We start from the raw sequence: 15,148 nt of genomic DNA on the forward strand, positions 1-15,148 counted from the left end.
TCCGCATCTGCAGCTATCAAGATTAAATCCAGATTACAGGAAATCCGAATTGATTGAGTATTTATGTAAAAACACTTGTTAGTTTTTAATATTCCTGACGATTTGGCCTACGACCTCTCCATCCCGGGGAGGATTGTATCTCACCCCTCGTTACGAGTCGTTGTCACCATCGCGATATCGGTGAGACCACGACCGGAGACGCTCGAAGGCAGCACTCGCAGCGAAGATCGCGTCGTCGGCGAAACGCGGGCCTGCGATCTGCATCCCGACCGGCAGTCCGCCACGAACGGTTCCTGCCGGAATCGACGCGGCGGGGTGGCCGGAAAAGTTGAGCAAGTACGTCGGACACCAGCCGATTCGTGGGTCGACCGGTTCCCCGTCGACCTCGTCCGGGCCGAGCGTCGACCTCTCCGACGAGTTCGCTACGGGGGGATGGCAGACGGTGGGCGAGACCAGTAGGTCGAACTCCTCGAACACGTCCTCGATGGCATCGTGAACTTCGGTTCGGACGACGTGGTCAGTGAGCTTCTCCGTCTGCTCGAGGACGGTCTCGTCGTCGGGTTCCGGTTCGTCAGAGTCCTCGGGTCGGTGTCGAAGCTTTCGCTCCGGTTCGGGCGGAACGTCGACGCCCGCGTTCTGTGCTTTGATCAGATTCGTTCGAACAACGGTTTCGACCGTCTCACGAAGGTTGGCTGTGAAGTGTTGGTTCCAACTACGCCACAACGTCGACTGCCCGGGAATGTCCTCGAAGCCGATTTCCCCGCAGAGTGTTGGATGGTCGTCCAGGTACTCGACGAGTGCTGTCTCATGGTCCCATCCGTGGATTTCTTTCAACACGATCACACGGAAGAGGAGGGCCATCTCGTAGCTTGTCGAGTCCGCGTAGTGGTCATGGGAGCTAAACTGGAAGTAGGCCAACGGAAACGTGCCGACAAACAGCTCGACGGAAGTATGGGTGTCGTGGTCGAACCACGCCTACGAGACAGTGCGAACATCTGACTCCAGTCCGACTAGTGAGCTTCTGTCGTACAATGGTGTTGAATCGTACACCGGCCACTCAATATGCGGGTTTCGGGCCATTCGGCGAAATATAGCACGGCGAGATTCACGAGTTGGTGCCACAACAATGTGCTGGACCCGACACGGCCAAGAACTCGTCTTCTTCGACACGACCACGAGGCGTACACGACGCCGCTATTACTCACGAGCTACATCGACTCCAGTCCCCCGTTTATCGCATCAGTTCTGAATTCGAAACGCGCACCGCTGGTTTCGCTGTCTGTCACGGCGATATCCCAGTTGTGTGCGGTGGCGATGCTCTGGACGATACTGAGACCGAATCCCGTCTGGTTGTCCCCCATGGAGTACCCCTGTTCGAAGACCTTCTCACGGTCTTCTGATGGGATTCCAGGGCCGTCGTCTTCCACGAAGAACCCGTCGTCGAATTCACCGACCCGGATGGTAACAGCGCCTCCGCCGTATTCGACGGCGTTCCGGAACAGGTTCTCGAACAGCGTGATGATGCGTTCACTGTCACCCGTAACCGACCCAGTTGCTGAATCGATTGTTAGTGTGGCGTCGGGAGCGTTGATGCTCTTCCAGGCGGTGTTCGCACAGTCCGCGAGTGACAGCGGGAGGAATTCATCGACGGACTTACCCTCACGCGCAAGGGTTAGCAACGACTCGATGAGTTGATCCATACGGGTAAGCGCGCGATCTGCGCGGTCGACGTGCTCGAGTGAATCGTCGGGGTCGTCACGAATCAACTCGAGACTCACTTTGGCCGTTGACAGCGGGTTACGGAGGTCATGACTTAGGATGCCGGCGAACCGGTCGAGTTGTCTGACTGCGCCTTGGAGCTGTCGCTCGCGTTCGAGCCAATCGGTCATGTCACGAATGACACAAACGAACCCGTGATACTCGCCGTTTTCCTCTTCGACAGGGGTAAGTGTGAAATCAGCCCAGTACTGATGCCCGTCTCGGCGAGTCCGCCAACCTTTCTCGTGGAGCGATCCCTCCTCTAGCGCTAGTTCGAGGTGGTGGTCGGGTTCTCCCTCGGCGATGTCTTGTTGCGTGTACAGTACCGAGATATTCTGTCCGAGAATTTCCCCCTGCTCGTAGCCGTTGATGCGTTCGGACCCGGAGTTCCAAGTGGTGATTTCACCGTCAGGGTCCGTAGAGAAGATAGCGTATTCGGTGATCGCTTCGATAAGAAGGTCGAATCGCTGCCGTTCTTCGGCCAGGAGCTTCTCAGCCTCCTGCTTGTCGGAAATTCTGAAAGAAACACAGATGATCGTCCCGTTGTCAGCGTACGAGAGTGCCTGACTGGTAAGGAGGTGACTCCCGTCTTTGGTGATTTGCTCTACCTCGCCAAGCCAGCGGCCAGCACTTGGAATCTCTGTCAGAATCTCTTTGAAGACCCGTTTGATATCTTCTTCTGGGCAGAGGATCGTCCAGTGCTCACCGAGTAATTCCGGCGGCGTGTAGCCGTACATCTCGGCGTAGGCGCTGTTGACGTAGATGAAGTAGCCGTCCTCGTCGAAGATGCCGATTCCTTCACGGGCGGTTTCCATTGCCAGGAGCCGTCGGGCAATCACATCTTCCGTGCGATAGTTCTCGACGAACTGTTCGATATGATCCGACAGTCGGTCCACCGATCCTAGCTCTCCCTTCTTGATGTAATCGGTGACACCAGCGGAGATAGCCGCTGCGGCAATTTCTTCGCTCCCCTGTCCTGTGAACAGAATGAACGGAAGTTGAGAATTGCGCGACCTGACTTCACGGAGGAACGACACCCCGTCCGTGTCCGGCATCGCATAGTCGCTCACGATGCAGTCAACCCGGTCCGCTTCTAATAGTTCGAGTGCCTCAGACACGGTCTGGACGGACTGAACCGAGATTGTTTCGCTCTCCTGTTCGAGTCGGGATTTAGTCGTGTCTAACATTGCGGGATCGTTATCGACGTGCAGAACGCGAATTGTCTCTGGTCTAGGAGACATCGGTTCTCTGCGTGTCCCAGTGCTCATCTTAGAACCACTACGTGACCAGCGGCCAAATCTGACACGCCTGCGTTCACCAGTGTGTCGCGTGTTGCTGCTGCAATACAGACGATACGCTCGAACAGATAGTGTCCGGTTCTGCAGGAACCATCTCAATTGAAACAAAATCTGCGGGCCCAAATTGAAGGGGACCCGATTGTCCGGCGGTACGCTGGTGCCCGTCGTGACCGCCTCTTCGTAGCTGTTAGGTCTCCAACTCGCCCCTAATGTGATGGAAGCAATGGATGGGTTTAGCAGAGCGACGATACCGGCTCAAAGGGATGGCACCGGATTCCTGCTGTTGGGGCCCACTTTTCCACATCAGGGGTATCACTATCATCTACCGGAGAGTAATTGGTCGTATGGTGGAGTACGAGGCCACGTTCGAAATCGAGTCAAAGTCCGATGCCTACGCCATGGAGAGAGTCTTAACTCAGCTGTACGATGCTCTACGAGAGGAGGCACGGACAGTACGTGAGGGGACGGAGGATTCGACTGAGATGTTGGAGCAGTTCGCGACCATCCGTGATGCCGCACAAAACCCACTGCCTGGCTCACTGACCGTGACTTTCGACCAGGCCGACAAGCCATTCGAGGAGTAATTGAAGAGATGGAGGCGGATGCTACCGCTCGTGCCCGGAGGTGGGAGTACCACTCGGGCCTACACCTCGGGTCGAGGGAGACGGTCCAGGCGACCGGCTACAATGTGACGGCGGTGTAAATTCTTGCTCGACGGGATGGTGGTAGATTCCCATCCTGTATTCAGCCCGACGACGACGACAGCTCCGAAAGTCGGTCGGTTCTTCAGTGGTTCACTCACACTTTCGGTCTGATAGGTATGAAATTCACACTTGATCGAGAAAGACGAAGCCCAACCAAGATGGAACAACAACATCTCGTCCTGGTTCCGCTGTGACAGTGTTCAAACTACAGATTCGACACGTACTCCATATGCTGCCAACACTGGTCCTGCTGACCGGATACTGTTCTCTGGCACGTCGTTCCATCCTCGCACCTCACACCACATCGCTGTTGTCGTTCATCCATCTGATGTAGTCACTAAATGTGTGTTATCTTTGTAAGTTCTCCTGTGCGGTTTCCAATCTAAACCGGATTGTGAATTACCAGCTAATAATCTAAATCGGAAACCACGAAGTCGGCAACTGAAGTGCCTCGACTAGAGAGCTGTATTCATCACGTTGGTAATCCGTGTCAAGCTGAACGAGGCCATCGCCGGAAGCCAGATTGGCAGAAGTCTATGGAGTTGAGTAATGGGTTGCATCCGAGGCAAGAATCCACGAGTCACACACGAGGCGACAGTTGTGGCGAATCTCGTCACACTCTGCCTTGTGGTCATCTCCGTCCGACGCGGGAGAAATTTTCTGATGAGTGTCGAGTCGGTTTCGTTCCGGTCGGAGTTATCGAACTCCTGAACGACGACGCAGGAATACTGAGACCGCCTATGTTTCACGAATCTGTCGCAGAGAACGCCCCATGGCCGAGTGAATAGCCTCACTCGTTTTCGAGGTGTGGGTCCGTCATTTTCACCGTATAAACGCGTTCTCTGGGGATGTACGTGTACTCATCGTCGCCGTGGTGAATCTGCCAGTGGTCCTCTCGATACTTCAGTTTCTCATCGTCGATCTCTTCCGTAACGATCTCGTCCACGCCTTGATAGACAATCGTCGCCATGACCAACAGTAGGCGGGCTGTGTCCATAACGTGGCGGGTCACCAAGGGGTGCTAGATTGTTGTTTGACGCTGTCCTACAGTCTAGAGACCATCATGCGCATCGTACTCTCACTTGGCGGGAGCATCCTCGTGCCGACGCTTGACCCAGAGCAGTTTCGGGAGTACGCAGGCGTCATCACAACACTCGCCGAGGAGCACGACGTCTGTGTCGTCACCGGAGGCGGATCCCCTGCACGCGAATTCATCGGTGTGGGGCGAGCTCTCGGTGCGAACGAAGTCGAGCTGGATCACCTCGGTATCGAGGTTACCCGGCTAAATGCCCGCCTTCTCATCGCGGCGATCGGCGACGAGGCCGTCTCGACGCCAGCAAAAGACTACGAAACGGCGGGCAGAGCGCTCCGGTGCGGCGACATCGTCGTCATGGGTGGAACAGCCTCTGGTCAAACTACTGACGCGGTGAGCGCTCTCCTTGCTGAGTACGTCAACGCAGACTGTCTCATCTATGCGACGAACGTGCCTGGCGTCTTTAGCGCGGATCCTCACACTCACCCAGACGCAGAGCCATTCGACGAGTTACGCGCGAGCCAACTCATCACCCTCATCCTCGATATCGACAGCACTGCCGGGAGCAGTGTACCGATCGACCTTCTCGCCGCGAAGATGATCCAACGTGCACACTGCGAAACAGTGGTTTTCGATGGAACCGATCCAGAGTGCATCCTCACCGCTGTCCAAACCGGCGAATTCGAGGGGACGAGAATCATCTCGGACGGCGACGATGACACGCCACCGGCTGAACCATGACGGCTGTTATGCTTGTGGAGAACGACATCTGTGTATGTCTCGTCACGTGGCTTCCTTCGAGATTGACTCACAAGCCGATTCGTATGCCGCTCGACGCATCTTGGAGCGAGTATACGATACGATTCGAGAAGAATCATCGAGCGGCGGGGAAGACTCAACCGACACGAGCGAACTCCTCAAATCGTTCGAAACGCTCCGAGATGCAGCGAAACGTCCAACAGCAGGCAAGCTGACGATCACCTACGAACAATACGACGACGAATTCGAGAACTAAGCTCGCAGAACACCCGTTACGGGGAGAGATACGCAACCTCAGTCTGCAGTCCGCCAGCGTCCCCCAAGTTCCTCACGTTCGAAATCGTTATGTTTTCCATCGCGGAAGACTGTCACACGACCGTTCTCTTCGCTCAGCGTCACACTGGCAAGCACCTCTTCCCGGAGGGAGACTTCTAACGCACTGAGATGTTTGGTTCCCATCCAATCGGCATAAGCGAGGGGTGGCCCTTCGACCACTTCCGTAGCATTTGGAGTCCGAACGCGAACCATCTGTTCTTGGATCGTCCGATCCGCAGCAATAACGACTGCCCCATCGCAGCTGAATGCCACGTTGCGGGCTGCGTCGATGAACTCATCGGAGGTGATGGCGACTGACCCACACTGGTCGACGGGCCACGTGTTGTCCCCCAGCGGATCGGTGTATCTACCGAAATCGATGTCAGCAACGACAATAAAATAGAGACTCGGTCCGGTTACATATGGTTCGTCCCACCGGCTGAAGGAGAGACTCAAACTCTCCGCGGTATATCTAAGGATGTCGATAGTTTCTGGGATTGTGGCATACTCCGCTTGACCGCTGTTGGATTCTATGATAACTCTCTCACCGGCATACTCGATTTACATGGAGAATCCGTTTGAATGCTCTGCCCGTGACAGAGACTACTAAAGTACACCGTCACCACTGACACACCCACCATCCGTAGACGTTGTACAAACGTTCATTCGCCTTGCACCCCTTCTAGGACCATGGCCGAGTTTCCAGACGAACGACAACTCGTACTACGGGCGCGTTCCCAGTTGGACAAGTGGACAAGAAGTGCTCGGATGGAGGCGTACACTGAACTGTTCGAAGGTGACGGTCCCATCCTCTCCCCCAAAGAGATACAGCTGCTCGATGCGCTCGACTCGGAACTGGAGCGAGAGGGCGGTGATGGTGTCTGGGGCACCGACCAGTACGGAATCCATACAGCGGGGACCTCGAGTTCGGATACCTCACTCGGCGTAGTCTGTGTGTACCACCCACAGATCACCAAAGATTCCGTCCTTCGTGGGGCCGACGACCTCGACGACGAGACCGAAGAGCGACTCAACGCAGCACTCTGGCGATACAGCGAGCGCGTCGCGACACTCATCGAAGAAACACTCGACGAGTTCATCCACCAAACACAGAGCTGACGATTCGTCTCGCCTCTTCTGCCAGACCGGTATTGGTGTGCAACTATCGTCTGGTTCGCTCGTGTCCCGGTGCGAGATTTAAGAATACGTCTTCCTTGGCTCCACACTCCGGACAGGTGTGTACGAAGTAGATATCGTCCTCATCGCGTTTTTCGATCCGCCACTCTGACCGGGAACGCGCTTCGTTTCCACACGTTGGACAGCGTTTGTGATGGTCCTGGAGGTATGTACTCATGAAATCGATGAATTACTTCGTTCCATGATGGTATTCCCGCATTGTCTGTTGGGTACAGCGGCTACGTTATTTGTTTCCACCTCCTGACTGGTCGTTTGGCCACGGAAGCACGGTTGATCAGTGCTGTTGAACTCCTCGAATAGGACTCGATATCGCTTCCTCGGCAGCACAGAGTTACTGGCTGAATTTCGAGGTATGGACGTATCTTGACGAATACCTGTTCAGGAGTGCAGACGTTGTGTCGTCCTGTGAACACGGGCGACAGGGTAAACCGTCTCCCCGGCGTATATCCAGCGGTAGCCGTATGGCCGAATCGGTGACGGCGTTCGTCGACGCAGTCCCTGTCAGCCAGACGGATGTGGATCACCCGATTGAACGGACGTCAGGTCGACCCACCTTCTGCTCGCTGTGTCCGGTACGTCAGAGCCACCAACTATGACTGAACAAACGAAGAAAACGATAGTAACGCGAACGATCGACGGTGTCGAAGCACTGGTCAGCGTAGATCCGGCAGAGATTTTTATCGATCTCCCTGTGTCGAATCCACGGTATATCCGTGTTCAGGAAGGAGATCGTATCCAAGAAGGTGACGTCGATACTCAATCAACGGCTGAGATGGCGGGGCCGCTACTCACGCACTGGGTCATCGAATCGATCACCGAGGAGACCGTAATAGGGAGAGATACCAAGACCAATGAGACACAGGAATGGGATCGCGAACAGCTGATTCAGCGCCTTGGGGCCGGTGAATTCAGCACAGAGCTTACGACGTTCGATCGGGTAAGTGTCACCGACCTCGAAGATTGGCGCGGGAGGCATACTTCCGAAGGTTCTGAAGAGGTTAAGCCGTATGTAGTCGCCGTAGTGTACGGCAACAACGGGGGGAAGTTCACACAACTGTATGCCGCAACCGAAGCCGGTGACTGGGATTCGCTAGAAGTAGTACAGCAGGATTCACACGTCCAGGCATTCAGCGACGAGCTACGGACACACTTCGACGACGCCGTCCGCGAGGCGCTCGAGGTCGAGAAACAGTATCACTAGATTCGCCATTAGTGCAATCGGTCTCTCACAGACTACCTACCAACCGACGCACACTCGTTGTGTTTCAATCGACTCCTTCAGCCTTCTCTGTGGGAGAGCGGAGTCCGTCACCCGCCGAGCCACCACCCGTAGAGGTGCTCTTGAGCCTCAGCGTCGGATTGCTTCTTCGACTGGCCGTAGGTCTTCCCCTTGAGGAGTTGGCGTTCGACAGCGTTCGCGGCGAGGCGGAGGGCGTGGGAGGCACCGTAGCCTTCGCCATCGGCCGTGAAGTAGCCACGGTCGGTGACCAGCCGAATTCGTGCCAACACGAGTGGGACGCCACGCGATTGCTCTTTGTGCTCCTGCAGTTCGATACTGGCCTTGATGACGCTCATCTCACCGTACTTCGAGGTCATGTTCTCTATCAGCGCGGAGACGTCGTCGTAGTCCATTCCCTCCAGCAGGTCGAGGCCGAACACCTGTACGGAGTTCCGGTCGTCGCGTTGCCAGGTAAGCGCCTCAATGACGTCCGTCTTCGTGATGACACCGACCGGGTCGTCAGTTTCGTCGGCTGTGACGACGAGCGATGAGATCTCATGTTCGAACATCGTTTCAACGACTTCGTCGAGCGGGGCGCTTTGTCGGACCGTCACCACTGCATCGGACATCAGATTTCGGACCGGCAGATCGAGCAGCCGGTCGGGGTCGCCCTCGCGGGCACCGAATCCACCGTGGCTGCTCCCAGACCGTCCGCGGCCACCGAAACTCCCCGGCGACCCACCCTGGCTCTTGCTCCCGCCGCGCGTCGTAAAGTCGATGACATCGTACAGGCTCACCATTCCCGCGAGGTCGTCCCCGTCGACGACCGGGAGATGAGCGATGCCGGCTTCTCGAAGCATATTGAGCGCTTCCCCGATCGTGGTCTCAGGAGTCGCACTGATCAACTCCGCCGTGTAGGCGTCGGCAACGGTCGCCGCGTCGAGAAACGGACGGACGGCCTCCAGAACAGCATCTGCGGTCACCACCCCGACTACAGGTCGTCGTGGAGCACGGGAAGCGTCTTGGCGTCGCTGCCGATCATGAGCCGCGCGACCTCGCGGACGTCCTCGGTGCGTTCGACAGTCGTGACGTGCTGTACCTGTGAGCCGACCTTTGCAGAGGGCTGGTTGGACGAGGACGCCAGCTGTCGGCGACTAACGACGCCGCGATACTCGTCGCCATCTGTGACGACGACGGCATCGAGTTCCTGATTCTCGAAGGCGCCGGCGACCTTCGAGAGCGGGGTTCCGATGTCGGTGAACTTCGTGGAGAGAATCTCGGAGATATCCATGAGTAACTCTCTAGTGGGAGGGGTGCGGGACGATTATGCCTGTCCCACCCCTGAGTCGAGTGGTGGAGACGTCCGAAGGGCCGCGTTAGGGCGACGAAGGATGCCAGTAGTCCAACGAGAACGGCATACCTGACAGCGACGATACCCCATTCGGCTATCACACTCACGTCGCTACGCGAGGGAGCTACGTGGTTCAACCGTCGAATACAGGCGAGTGATATCCGCAACACGGCTCGTCTGAACGCCCCGTGCATCGTCGTCGCGCTACCCGCGGAGCAGTACGTTCATTTCTATTCACCACGAACCATTTTCTCATGCCGGTCAACGTTCTCGTCGCTTTCGATGGCTCTCCGCTTTCAGAGCGTGCGCTCACATACGCTATCGAGACCTTCCCCGACGCGTCCATCACATCGATGTACGTTATCAATCCGGTCGACTCGGTTATCGACGTGGAGGTTGGCGGCTTACCAGTCGCCGAAGACTGGTACGAGAATGCGAAAGAAGAGGCAACCAGAATCCACACGACAGCCACGGATCTCGCGGCGGAACGGAATACCGAACTGGTTACAGTCACGGAAGTCGGCAAACCGGCACGAGCGATTCTGGAATACGCTGACGACCACGGCATCGATCAGATCGTCATGGGCAGTCACGGCCGCTCAGGAGTCGACCGTGCGCTCCTCGGGAGCGTCGTCGAGACAGTCACCCGCCGAGCACGGATCCCGGTGACGATCATCAGCTGAAGCATCGTGACCACGAGGACAGGGAGGAGGTCCACAGTGTCGAGGACCCGCTTCGTCTGCAGTCAGACAGGGACACAATGACAGACCGAAAATACAGAACCACGATGCAGTGTTTGGAGAGATCGCGTGACTGTTACTGAATTACCCCCGCTCTCGACGTGTGCTGTCCAGATCGAACGACGAGGTGGTCGCGGCGAAGCGGGAGCGCGAGCCCTCGAACGACATCTCCAGAGTCTATCCGGCGTCTACGACGTCGACGTCTCGTTCCGAACGGGGAGCGTTCGAATCACTTACGACGAGAGCCTCACCTCCGAGGAACAACTTCGAGAAGCGATCCAAGAACGTGACGTCTCGATCCAAGACGAGCTAGACACCGAAACCGACGAGGTGACCACCCGTTCGGAACTCAGGCGGGAGGCGGTGTTCGTCGGTCTGACGCTAGCCGGCATGGTGACCGGCTTGGCGACCGGGTGGCTTGATGGACCGTCACTCCTCATGTGGGCCGGCTACGGCGTCGCGTACGTCTTCGGTGGGTGGTACGGGCTCAAAGGCGCGATCGAGACGCTCCGTCACGGCGCTGTCGACATCGACCTGCTGATGATCGTCGCCGCGCTCGGCGCGCTCTCGATTAGCGCACCGTTCGAGGGTGCGATGCTCCTCTTCCTGTTCTCGCTGTCGAACACGCTACAGCACTACGCGATCGGCCGCTCACGCCGGGCAATCAGGTCCCTCGTCGAGATGCGGCCGGACGATGCACAGGTCCTGTACAATGGGGAGGAGGTCACGGTCCCCATCGAGGAGGTCGCTGTCGGTGACGTGTTCGTCGTCCGCCCCGGCGACAAAATCCCGCTTGACGGCATCGTTACGTCCGGCGAGGGGACGGTCGATCAGGCCTCGCTCACTGGCGAGTCTGTCCCCGTACCGAAAGAACCCGGTGACGAGGTGTTCGGCGGCACGATCAACGAGAGTGGAAGCCTCGAAATCAAAGTCACACGACAAGCCCACGAATCGGCGATTAGCCGCCTCATCCACATGGTCGAACGCGCACAGAGCGAGAAAGCACCGACCCAGCGGCTCATCGACCGCCTCGAACAACCGTACGTCCTCGGTGTGTTCGGGCTCACGATCGCCGCGATCGCAATACCGCTCGCGCTTGGGAGCGAGTTTACCAGCACGTTCTACCGGGCGATGACGCTCATGGTCGCCGCCTCGCCGTGTGCTGTCATCATCTCCACGCCGGCAGCGGTGCTCTCGGCAATCGCTTCCGGGGGTCGACAGGGCGTCCTGTTCAAGGGCGGCGAACACGTCGAGACCGCGGCACGAATCGATGCCGTCGCCTTCGACAAGACCGGCACACTCACACAGGGCGACACGCAGTTGACCGACGTGTTCGTCCGTGACGACACGGTAGCCGAGACACTGACCGAGGACGAACTGCTCTCCATCGTGGCCGCAGTGCAGGCCCGCTCGGAGCACCACCTCGCTCGGGCTACCGTGAGGGCGGCAGAAGCTCGGTCACTCGACGTCCCTGACGCGGAGCGATTCCAGTCAGTCGCCGGGAAAGGAGTCAAAGCAGTCGTCGACGGCAGCACGACCCACATCGGGAATCGCAGTTACTTCGAGACCGTCCTCGGTGATGCGGCGATCGACGGTCTCGAACCAGGCCTCGACCACCTCCAGACGTTAGAGGTAGAGGGGAAAACGAGCGTCCTCGTCGCCCGAGAAAACCACGGCGACGTCGCCGTGTCGGGATGGCTCGCGTTCACCGACACTGTTCGCCCTGACGCGGCCGAGATGATCGCCGACCTCCGCTCGCTCGGCGTAAAGCACATCGTCATGCTGACGGGCGACAACGAACGCGTCGCACAGCGCATCGCTGACGAGGTCGGTATCGACGAAGTCCAGGCGGAACTGCTACCGGAGGAGAAAGTGGCGACAATCGAAGACCTGGTCGAGCGACACGAGTACGTGGCGATGGTTGGCGACGGCGTCAACGACGCGCCAGCGCTCGCCACGGCGACCCTCGGCATTGCGATGGGTGGCGCGGGAACCGACGTCGCGCTCGACACTGCCGACGTGGTGCTGATGGGCGACGATCTCAGCAAGATCCCCTACGTTCTCGGCCTCGGACGCAAGACCCGCCGAACACTCACAATCAATCTCGCCATTGCCTTCGGTGCGATTGCACTCATGGTCGGCACGATCCTTCTCCGCGGTATCCCGCTCCCACTCGCAGTGGTCGGTCACGAGGGCTCGACGGTCATCGTCTCACTAAATGGCCTTCGGTTGCTTGGCTTTCGTGGATGAGCACGGTACAAGGGGCCGAAGGGGCGCAGTCGTTACAGAAGACGAGTGAACCGTCGATAACACCTGCCCACGATGGACGGAAATAGAGGTGAGGGTCATGAGAGCGGATGACGACGACTGCGTGAGGGAACGAATCGAACAGCAATCCGTCTGTTGGCAGATGATGCAATGGCTACCGCTAGGTTTGACCCCAAAGAAGTCGATAACCGTATGCATTGAGACGACCAGTCTCAACTACACGCGGCCCCAATACGGTATAGCGGTATGTGGTTTATCAAATGCGGTGGTCAGAGTGTGCATCGTCTCGGTTCTGTCCATCGAACGCTGCAGCCAGCCGTTCTCGCATCGCGTTTCGACGCAGTTCTCGCTGTTTCTCTTGAGAGACGTAGTTCGCGAGGACGACCGACGCGTCGGCGCTCCCCTGGTCCGCGGCGACCCCTTCGATGCCGGTCACGAGATCCTCGACGACCGCAGAGTACGTCGAGTACCAGAATCGTCGCCCCATCTTCGACACCGGGGTCTCCCCACGCACTCGAACGTCCGATCGCTCACAGATTCGTTGGAAGCGATTTTGGACGGTTTGACCAGTGACGTGGCCACTCGCGGCGGCCCCAGACGGGAGGAGGTAGCCGTTCCAGTGGCTTCGTTCACCGAGTAAGGCGACCCGGTCTTCGAGAATCGGCCGTCCGTACAGGACCGAGACCGACCCAGGCCCGTTCTTCCGGCCGTCGTCGAAGTGGATCACGGCCTCGGACCCGGAGAGGTCCAGTTGACTGCTGTGCAGCGAAGCGACTTCTCCCCGGCGTAATCCCCAGGCACAGAGCGCATAGACGACGATTTCCTCGGCTGGCGTCTCGACAGCGTCGACCAGCCGAGACACCTGTGCTGGCGAGAGTGCAGGATTGTCAGGCTCACCGACGCGCCAGTCGTACTCGTCGGTGAAGTCCCGTACGGGGTTGAACGCGGCTTTACTCCGCCGAAGCAGGTGTTCGTAGAACGCGGACACCGCCCCGTGGTACTTCACGCACGACGAGGCCGCGAATTCCTGGTGCATGTGGTCGAACACGTCGAGGTTTCGCTGAATCTCGGCCGTCCGGTTCGATTCGTCCTGCACGGCGTCGACGAACGAGGCTTCGCCGTGGTAGTCGAGGTACAAGTCGACGTAGGTCTTGAGTCGGTAGCGTCGGGTCCGTATCGTGCTCTCTGCGAGGTCTTTCCGGGTGGCGAGGGCGTGCAGATACGCGTCGATTTCCTCCTGTACGCCCTCGTCGTCGGTCGGAATCGACGACTCGGTGTCGTCCTCCTCGGTGAGGCCAACGTCCTCAACGAAGAACTCGCGCAGCGTCCGGTCGTGGTGTTCGCGAAGGGCGTACTGTATCCCACCGTTTCCCGTTTCGAGGAGGTCCTGATACGTCGGCGGTTTCCCCGTCTCGTGTCCTGCTCGTCGGAGTGCGGGCTCGATTTCGCCGTGAAAGTACGCGACGAGGTCTGAAAGCGACTTCTGCGACCAACGAATGCGCTCCTGGCTCACGCGAAATCAGGGACGAGAAGCCGCCACGCTGCGAATGAGGGTGATTCTGAGTCGGCCATTTTCCTACTGCTCGGTCTTTTTGGCATCATCTTAATACTTTTGTGTAGTTGTGAGTCTCCATCAGACACACAAGATACACAAACATCACTAGTAATGCAGAGAGATTCTTGTGAATCATATATCGCTATACCAAATCTGTGTCCTGGCACTGTCTAGTTAACCTCCTGAGCTGGCGTTCTTCCGCTATGTGACTGATGCGGTCGCTGAACGTTGTAGTAATGCACGGACATCGCAAGTCATCGGCGAACGCTCAGCCGACTGCCCACCCACGAATTGTGGAAACGGTCTATTCGCATCTTCAGGGTCTGAAACCACTTTTCAATCAGGTTTCGGTCGGTGTAGTCGACCCGACCGTTCAATCCTAACCGGGAAAGGGCAGTCCGATAGCCGAACTGATCAACTAGAAACACAGCGTCTGAGAGATCGTGTTTCTCAGCGAGTCCAAACAGGAACGCAGCCGCCGGATTCGTGCCGTGACGTTTGAACAATGTGGCGTCAAGAATCAACTTCGTATCGGGGTCTATTGCAGCGTACAGCCAAGACCACTCACCATTGATTTTGATAGCTGTCTCGTCGACCGCGACCCGCCTCGGCTTCGCCTTCGGCGGGTCTGGGAGGCTATCAGAAAGCCGATGTACCCATTGGAAAATAGCTTGAAACGACCGTTCTACGCCAATTAGCCGAAGAACCGCTTCTGTTTCCCTGGGCGAAAGTCCTGCTAAGTGAAGACGGACGGCGAACGCCCTGACGGGCGTCCCCATAACTCAGTGAGTTCTGGTGTGCGAACGAGACGCAGAGCGTCTCGTTGACGTCGCCGTCCGCTCTCGGTCCGCTCTCGCAGCCACCATTCAAACGTAGCCGTGTGTATAGCCTCCCTGAGCAGGTTTACGAGCTTCATGAACACTAGCTCTTCGACCTGCTCGCTCCGTAACT

At 57.6% G+C, this 15,148-nt stretch carries 11 protein-coding genes and 2 pseudogenes; 7 read left to right on the forward strand and 6 right to left on the reverse strand.

Translation table 11 applies throughout. The features are described 5' to 3' along the window. Window positions 1–150 precede the first annotated feature (150 nt). Together ACSC1P_RS19085 and ACSC1P_RS19090 are read right to left on the reverse strand one after the other, a co-directional pair. Window positions 151–861 (reverse strand): amidase family protein, encoded by a 711-nt coding sequence (locus tag ACSC1P_RS19085; RefSeq protein WP_435361800.1) that lies wholly within the window; start codon window positions 859–861, stop codon window positions 151–153. 347 nt (window positions 862–1,208) lie between these two features. Further along, window positions 1,209–3,026 carry a PAS domain S-box protein gene (locus ACSC1P_RS19090; RefSeq protein WP_435361801.1) on the reverse strand — a complete coding sequence of 606 codons (1,818 nt, stop codon included), beginning with the start codon at window positions 3,024–3,026 and terminating at the stop codon, window positions 1,209–1,211. Window positions 3,027–3,400: 374 nt separating this feature from the next. Here ACSC1P_RS19090 and ACSC1P_RS19095 point away from each other — a divergent pair, with 374 nt between their 5' ends. Further along, window positions 3,401–3,640: a hypothetical protein gene (locus tag ACSC1P_RS19095; protein WP_435361802.1), complete on the forward strand. Its 240-nt coding sequence runs from the start codon at window positions 3,401–3,403 to the stop codon at window positions 3,638–3,640. A 910-nt stretch (window positions 3,641–4,550) separates the two neighbouring features. Here ACSC1P_RS19095 and ACSC1P_RS19100 read toward each other — a convergent pair. After that, on the reverse strand, window positions 4,551–4,757 hold the full coding sequence (locus ACSC1P_RS19100; RefSeq protein WP_435361803.1) for a hypothetical protein: 207 nt from the start codon (window positions 4,755–4,757) through the stop codon (window positions 4,551–4,553). Window positions 4,758–4,823: 66 nt separating this feature from the next. On the opposite strand from ACSC1P_RS19100, the gene pyrH reads away from it, so the two are divergent. From pyrH to ACSC1P_RS19120, 4 genes are all read left to right on the forward strand, one after another. Continuing rightward, window positions 4,824–5,534 carry a UMP kinase gene (gene pyrH / locus ACSC1P_RS19105; RefSeq protein ID WP_435361804.1) on the forward strand — a complete coding sequence of 237 codons (711 nt, stop codon included), beginning with the start codon at window positions 4,824–4,826 and terminating at the stop codon, window positions 5,532–5,534. Between the two features lie 34 nt (window positions 5,535–5,568). After that, window positions 5,569–5,808, forward strand: coding sequence for a hypothetical protein (locus ACSC1P_RS19110; RefSeq protein WP_435361939.1), 240 nt, complete (start codon window positions 5,569–5,571; stop codon window positions 5,806–5,808). A gap of 749 nt (window positions 5,809–6,557) precedes the next feature. After that, complete coding sequence (locus ACSC1P_RS19115; RefSeq protein ID WP_435361805.1) at window positions 6,558–6,986, forward strand: DUF7539 family protein; 429 nt, start codon at window positions 6,558–6,560, stop codon at window positions 6,984–6,986. A gap of 670 nt (window positions 6,987–7,656) precedes the next feature. Beyond that, the gene (locus tag ACSC1P_RS19120; protein WP_435361806.1) at window positions 7,657–8,265 is read left to right on the forward strand and encodes a hypothetical protein; all 609 of its coding nucleotides are present in this window, start codon (window positions 7,657–7,659) and stop codon (window positions 8,263–8,265) included. A gap of 107 nt (window positions 8,266–8,372) precedes the next feature. Here the strand turns inward: ACSC1P_RS19120 and ACSC1P_RS19125 are convergent. After that, window positions 8,373–9,574: pseudogene (locus tag ACSC1P_RS19125) on the reverse strand (CBS domain-containing protein). Window positions 9,575–9,888: 314 nt separating this feature from the next. Between ACSC1P_RS19125 and ACSC1P_RS19130 the strand changes: the two are divergent. Continuing rightward, entirely contained in the window at window positions 9,889–10,317 is a 429-nt protein-coding gene (locus ACSC1P_RS19130) for a universal stress protein (RefSeq protein ID WP_435361807.1), read from the forward strand. Between the two features lie 126 nt (window positions 10,318–10,443). Further along, window positions 10,444–12,624, forward strand: a complete 2,181-nt coding sequence (locus ACSC1P_RS19135) for a heavy metal translocating P-type ATPase (protein ID WP_435361808.1) — start codon at window positions 10,444–10,446, stop codon at window positions 12,622–12,624. A 274-nt stretch (window positions 12,625–12,898) separates the two neighbouring features. Here the strand turns inward: ACSC1P_RS19135 and ACSC1P_RS19140 are convergent, their stop codons facing one another. Together ACSC1P_RS19140 and ACSC1P_RS19145 are read right to left on the reverse strand one after the other, a co-directional pair. After that, window positions 12,899–14,155: a tyrosine-type recombinase/integrase gene (locus ACSC1P_RS19140; RefSeq protein WP_435361809.1), complete on the reverse strand. Its 1,257-nt coding sequence runs from the start codon at window positions 14,153–14,155 to the stop codon at window positions 12,899–12,901. Window positions 14,156–14,367: 212 nt separating this feature from the next. Continuing rightward, window positions 14,368–15,113, reverse strand: a pseudogene (locus tag ACSC1P_RS19145) (IS6 family transposase). Window positions 15,114–15,148: the final 35 nt, after the last annotated feature.

This window comes from Haloarchaeobius caseinilyticus (assembly GCF_051207395.1).
In the GTDB taxonomy this organism is placed as follows: domain Archaea; phylum Halobacteriota; class Halobacteria; order Halobacteriales; family Natrialbaceae; genus Haloarchaeobius.

Coding starts and splice junctions, on each gene's coding strand:
- ACSC1P_RS19085 (WP_435361800.1), bottom strand. CDS start 861: ATGGCCCTCCTCTTCCGTGTGATCGTGTTGAAAGAAATCCACGGATGG.
- ACSC1P_RS19090 (WP_435361801.1), bottom strand. CDS start 3,026: ATGAGCACTGGGACACGCAGAGAACCGATGTCTCCTAGACCAGAGACA.
- ACSC1P_RS19095 (WP_435361802.1), top strand. CDS start 3,401: ATGGTGGAGTACGAGGCCACGTTCGAAATCGAGTCAAAGTCCGATGCC.
- ACSC1P_RS19100 (WP_435361803.1), bottom strand. CDS start 4,757: ATGGACACAGCCCGCCTACTGTTGGTCATGGCGACGATTGTCTATCAA.
- pyrH (WP_435361804.1), top strand. CDS start 4,824: ATGCGCATCGTACTCTCACTTGGCGGGAGCATCCTCGTGCCGACGCTT.
- ACSC1P_RS19110 (WP_435361939.1), top strand. CDS start 5,569: ATGTCTCGTCACGTGGCTTCCTTCGAGATTGACTCACAAGCCGATTCG.
- ACSC1P_RS19115 (WP_435361805.1), top strand. CDS start 6,558: ATGGCCGAGTTTCCAGACGAACGACAACTCGTACTACGGGCGCGTTCC.
- ACSC1P_RS19120 (WP_435361806.1), top strand. CDS start 7,657: ATGACTGAACAAACGAAGAAAACGATAGTAACGCGAACGATCGACGGT.
- ACSC1P_RS19130 (WP_435361807.1), top strand. CDS start 9,889: ATGCCGGTCAACGTTCTCGTCGCTTTCGATGGCTCTCCGCTTTCAGAG.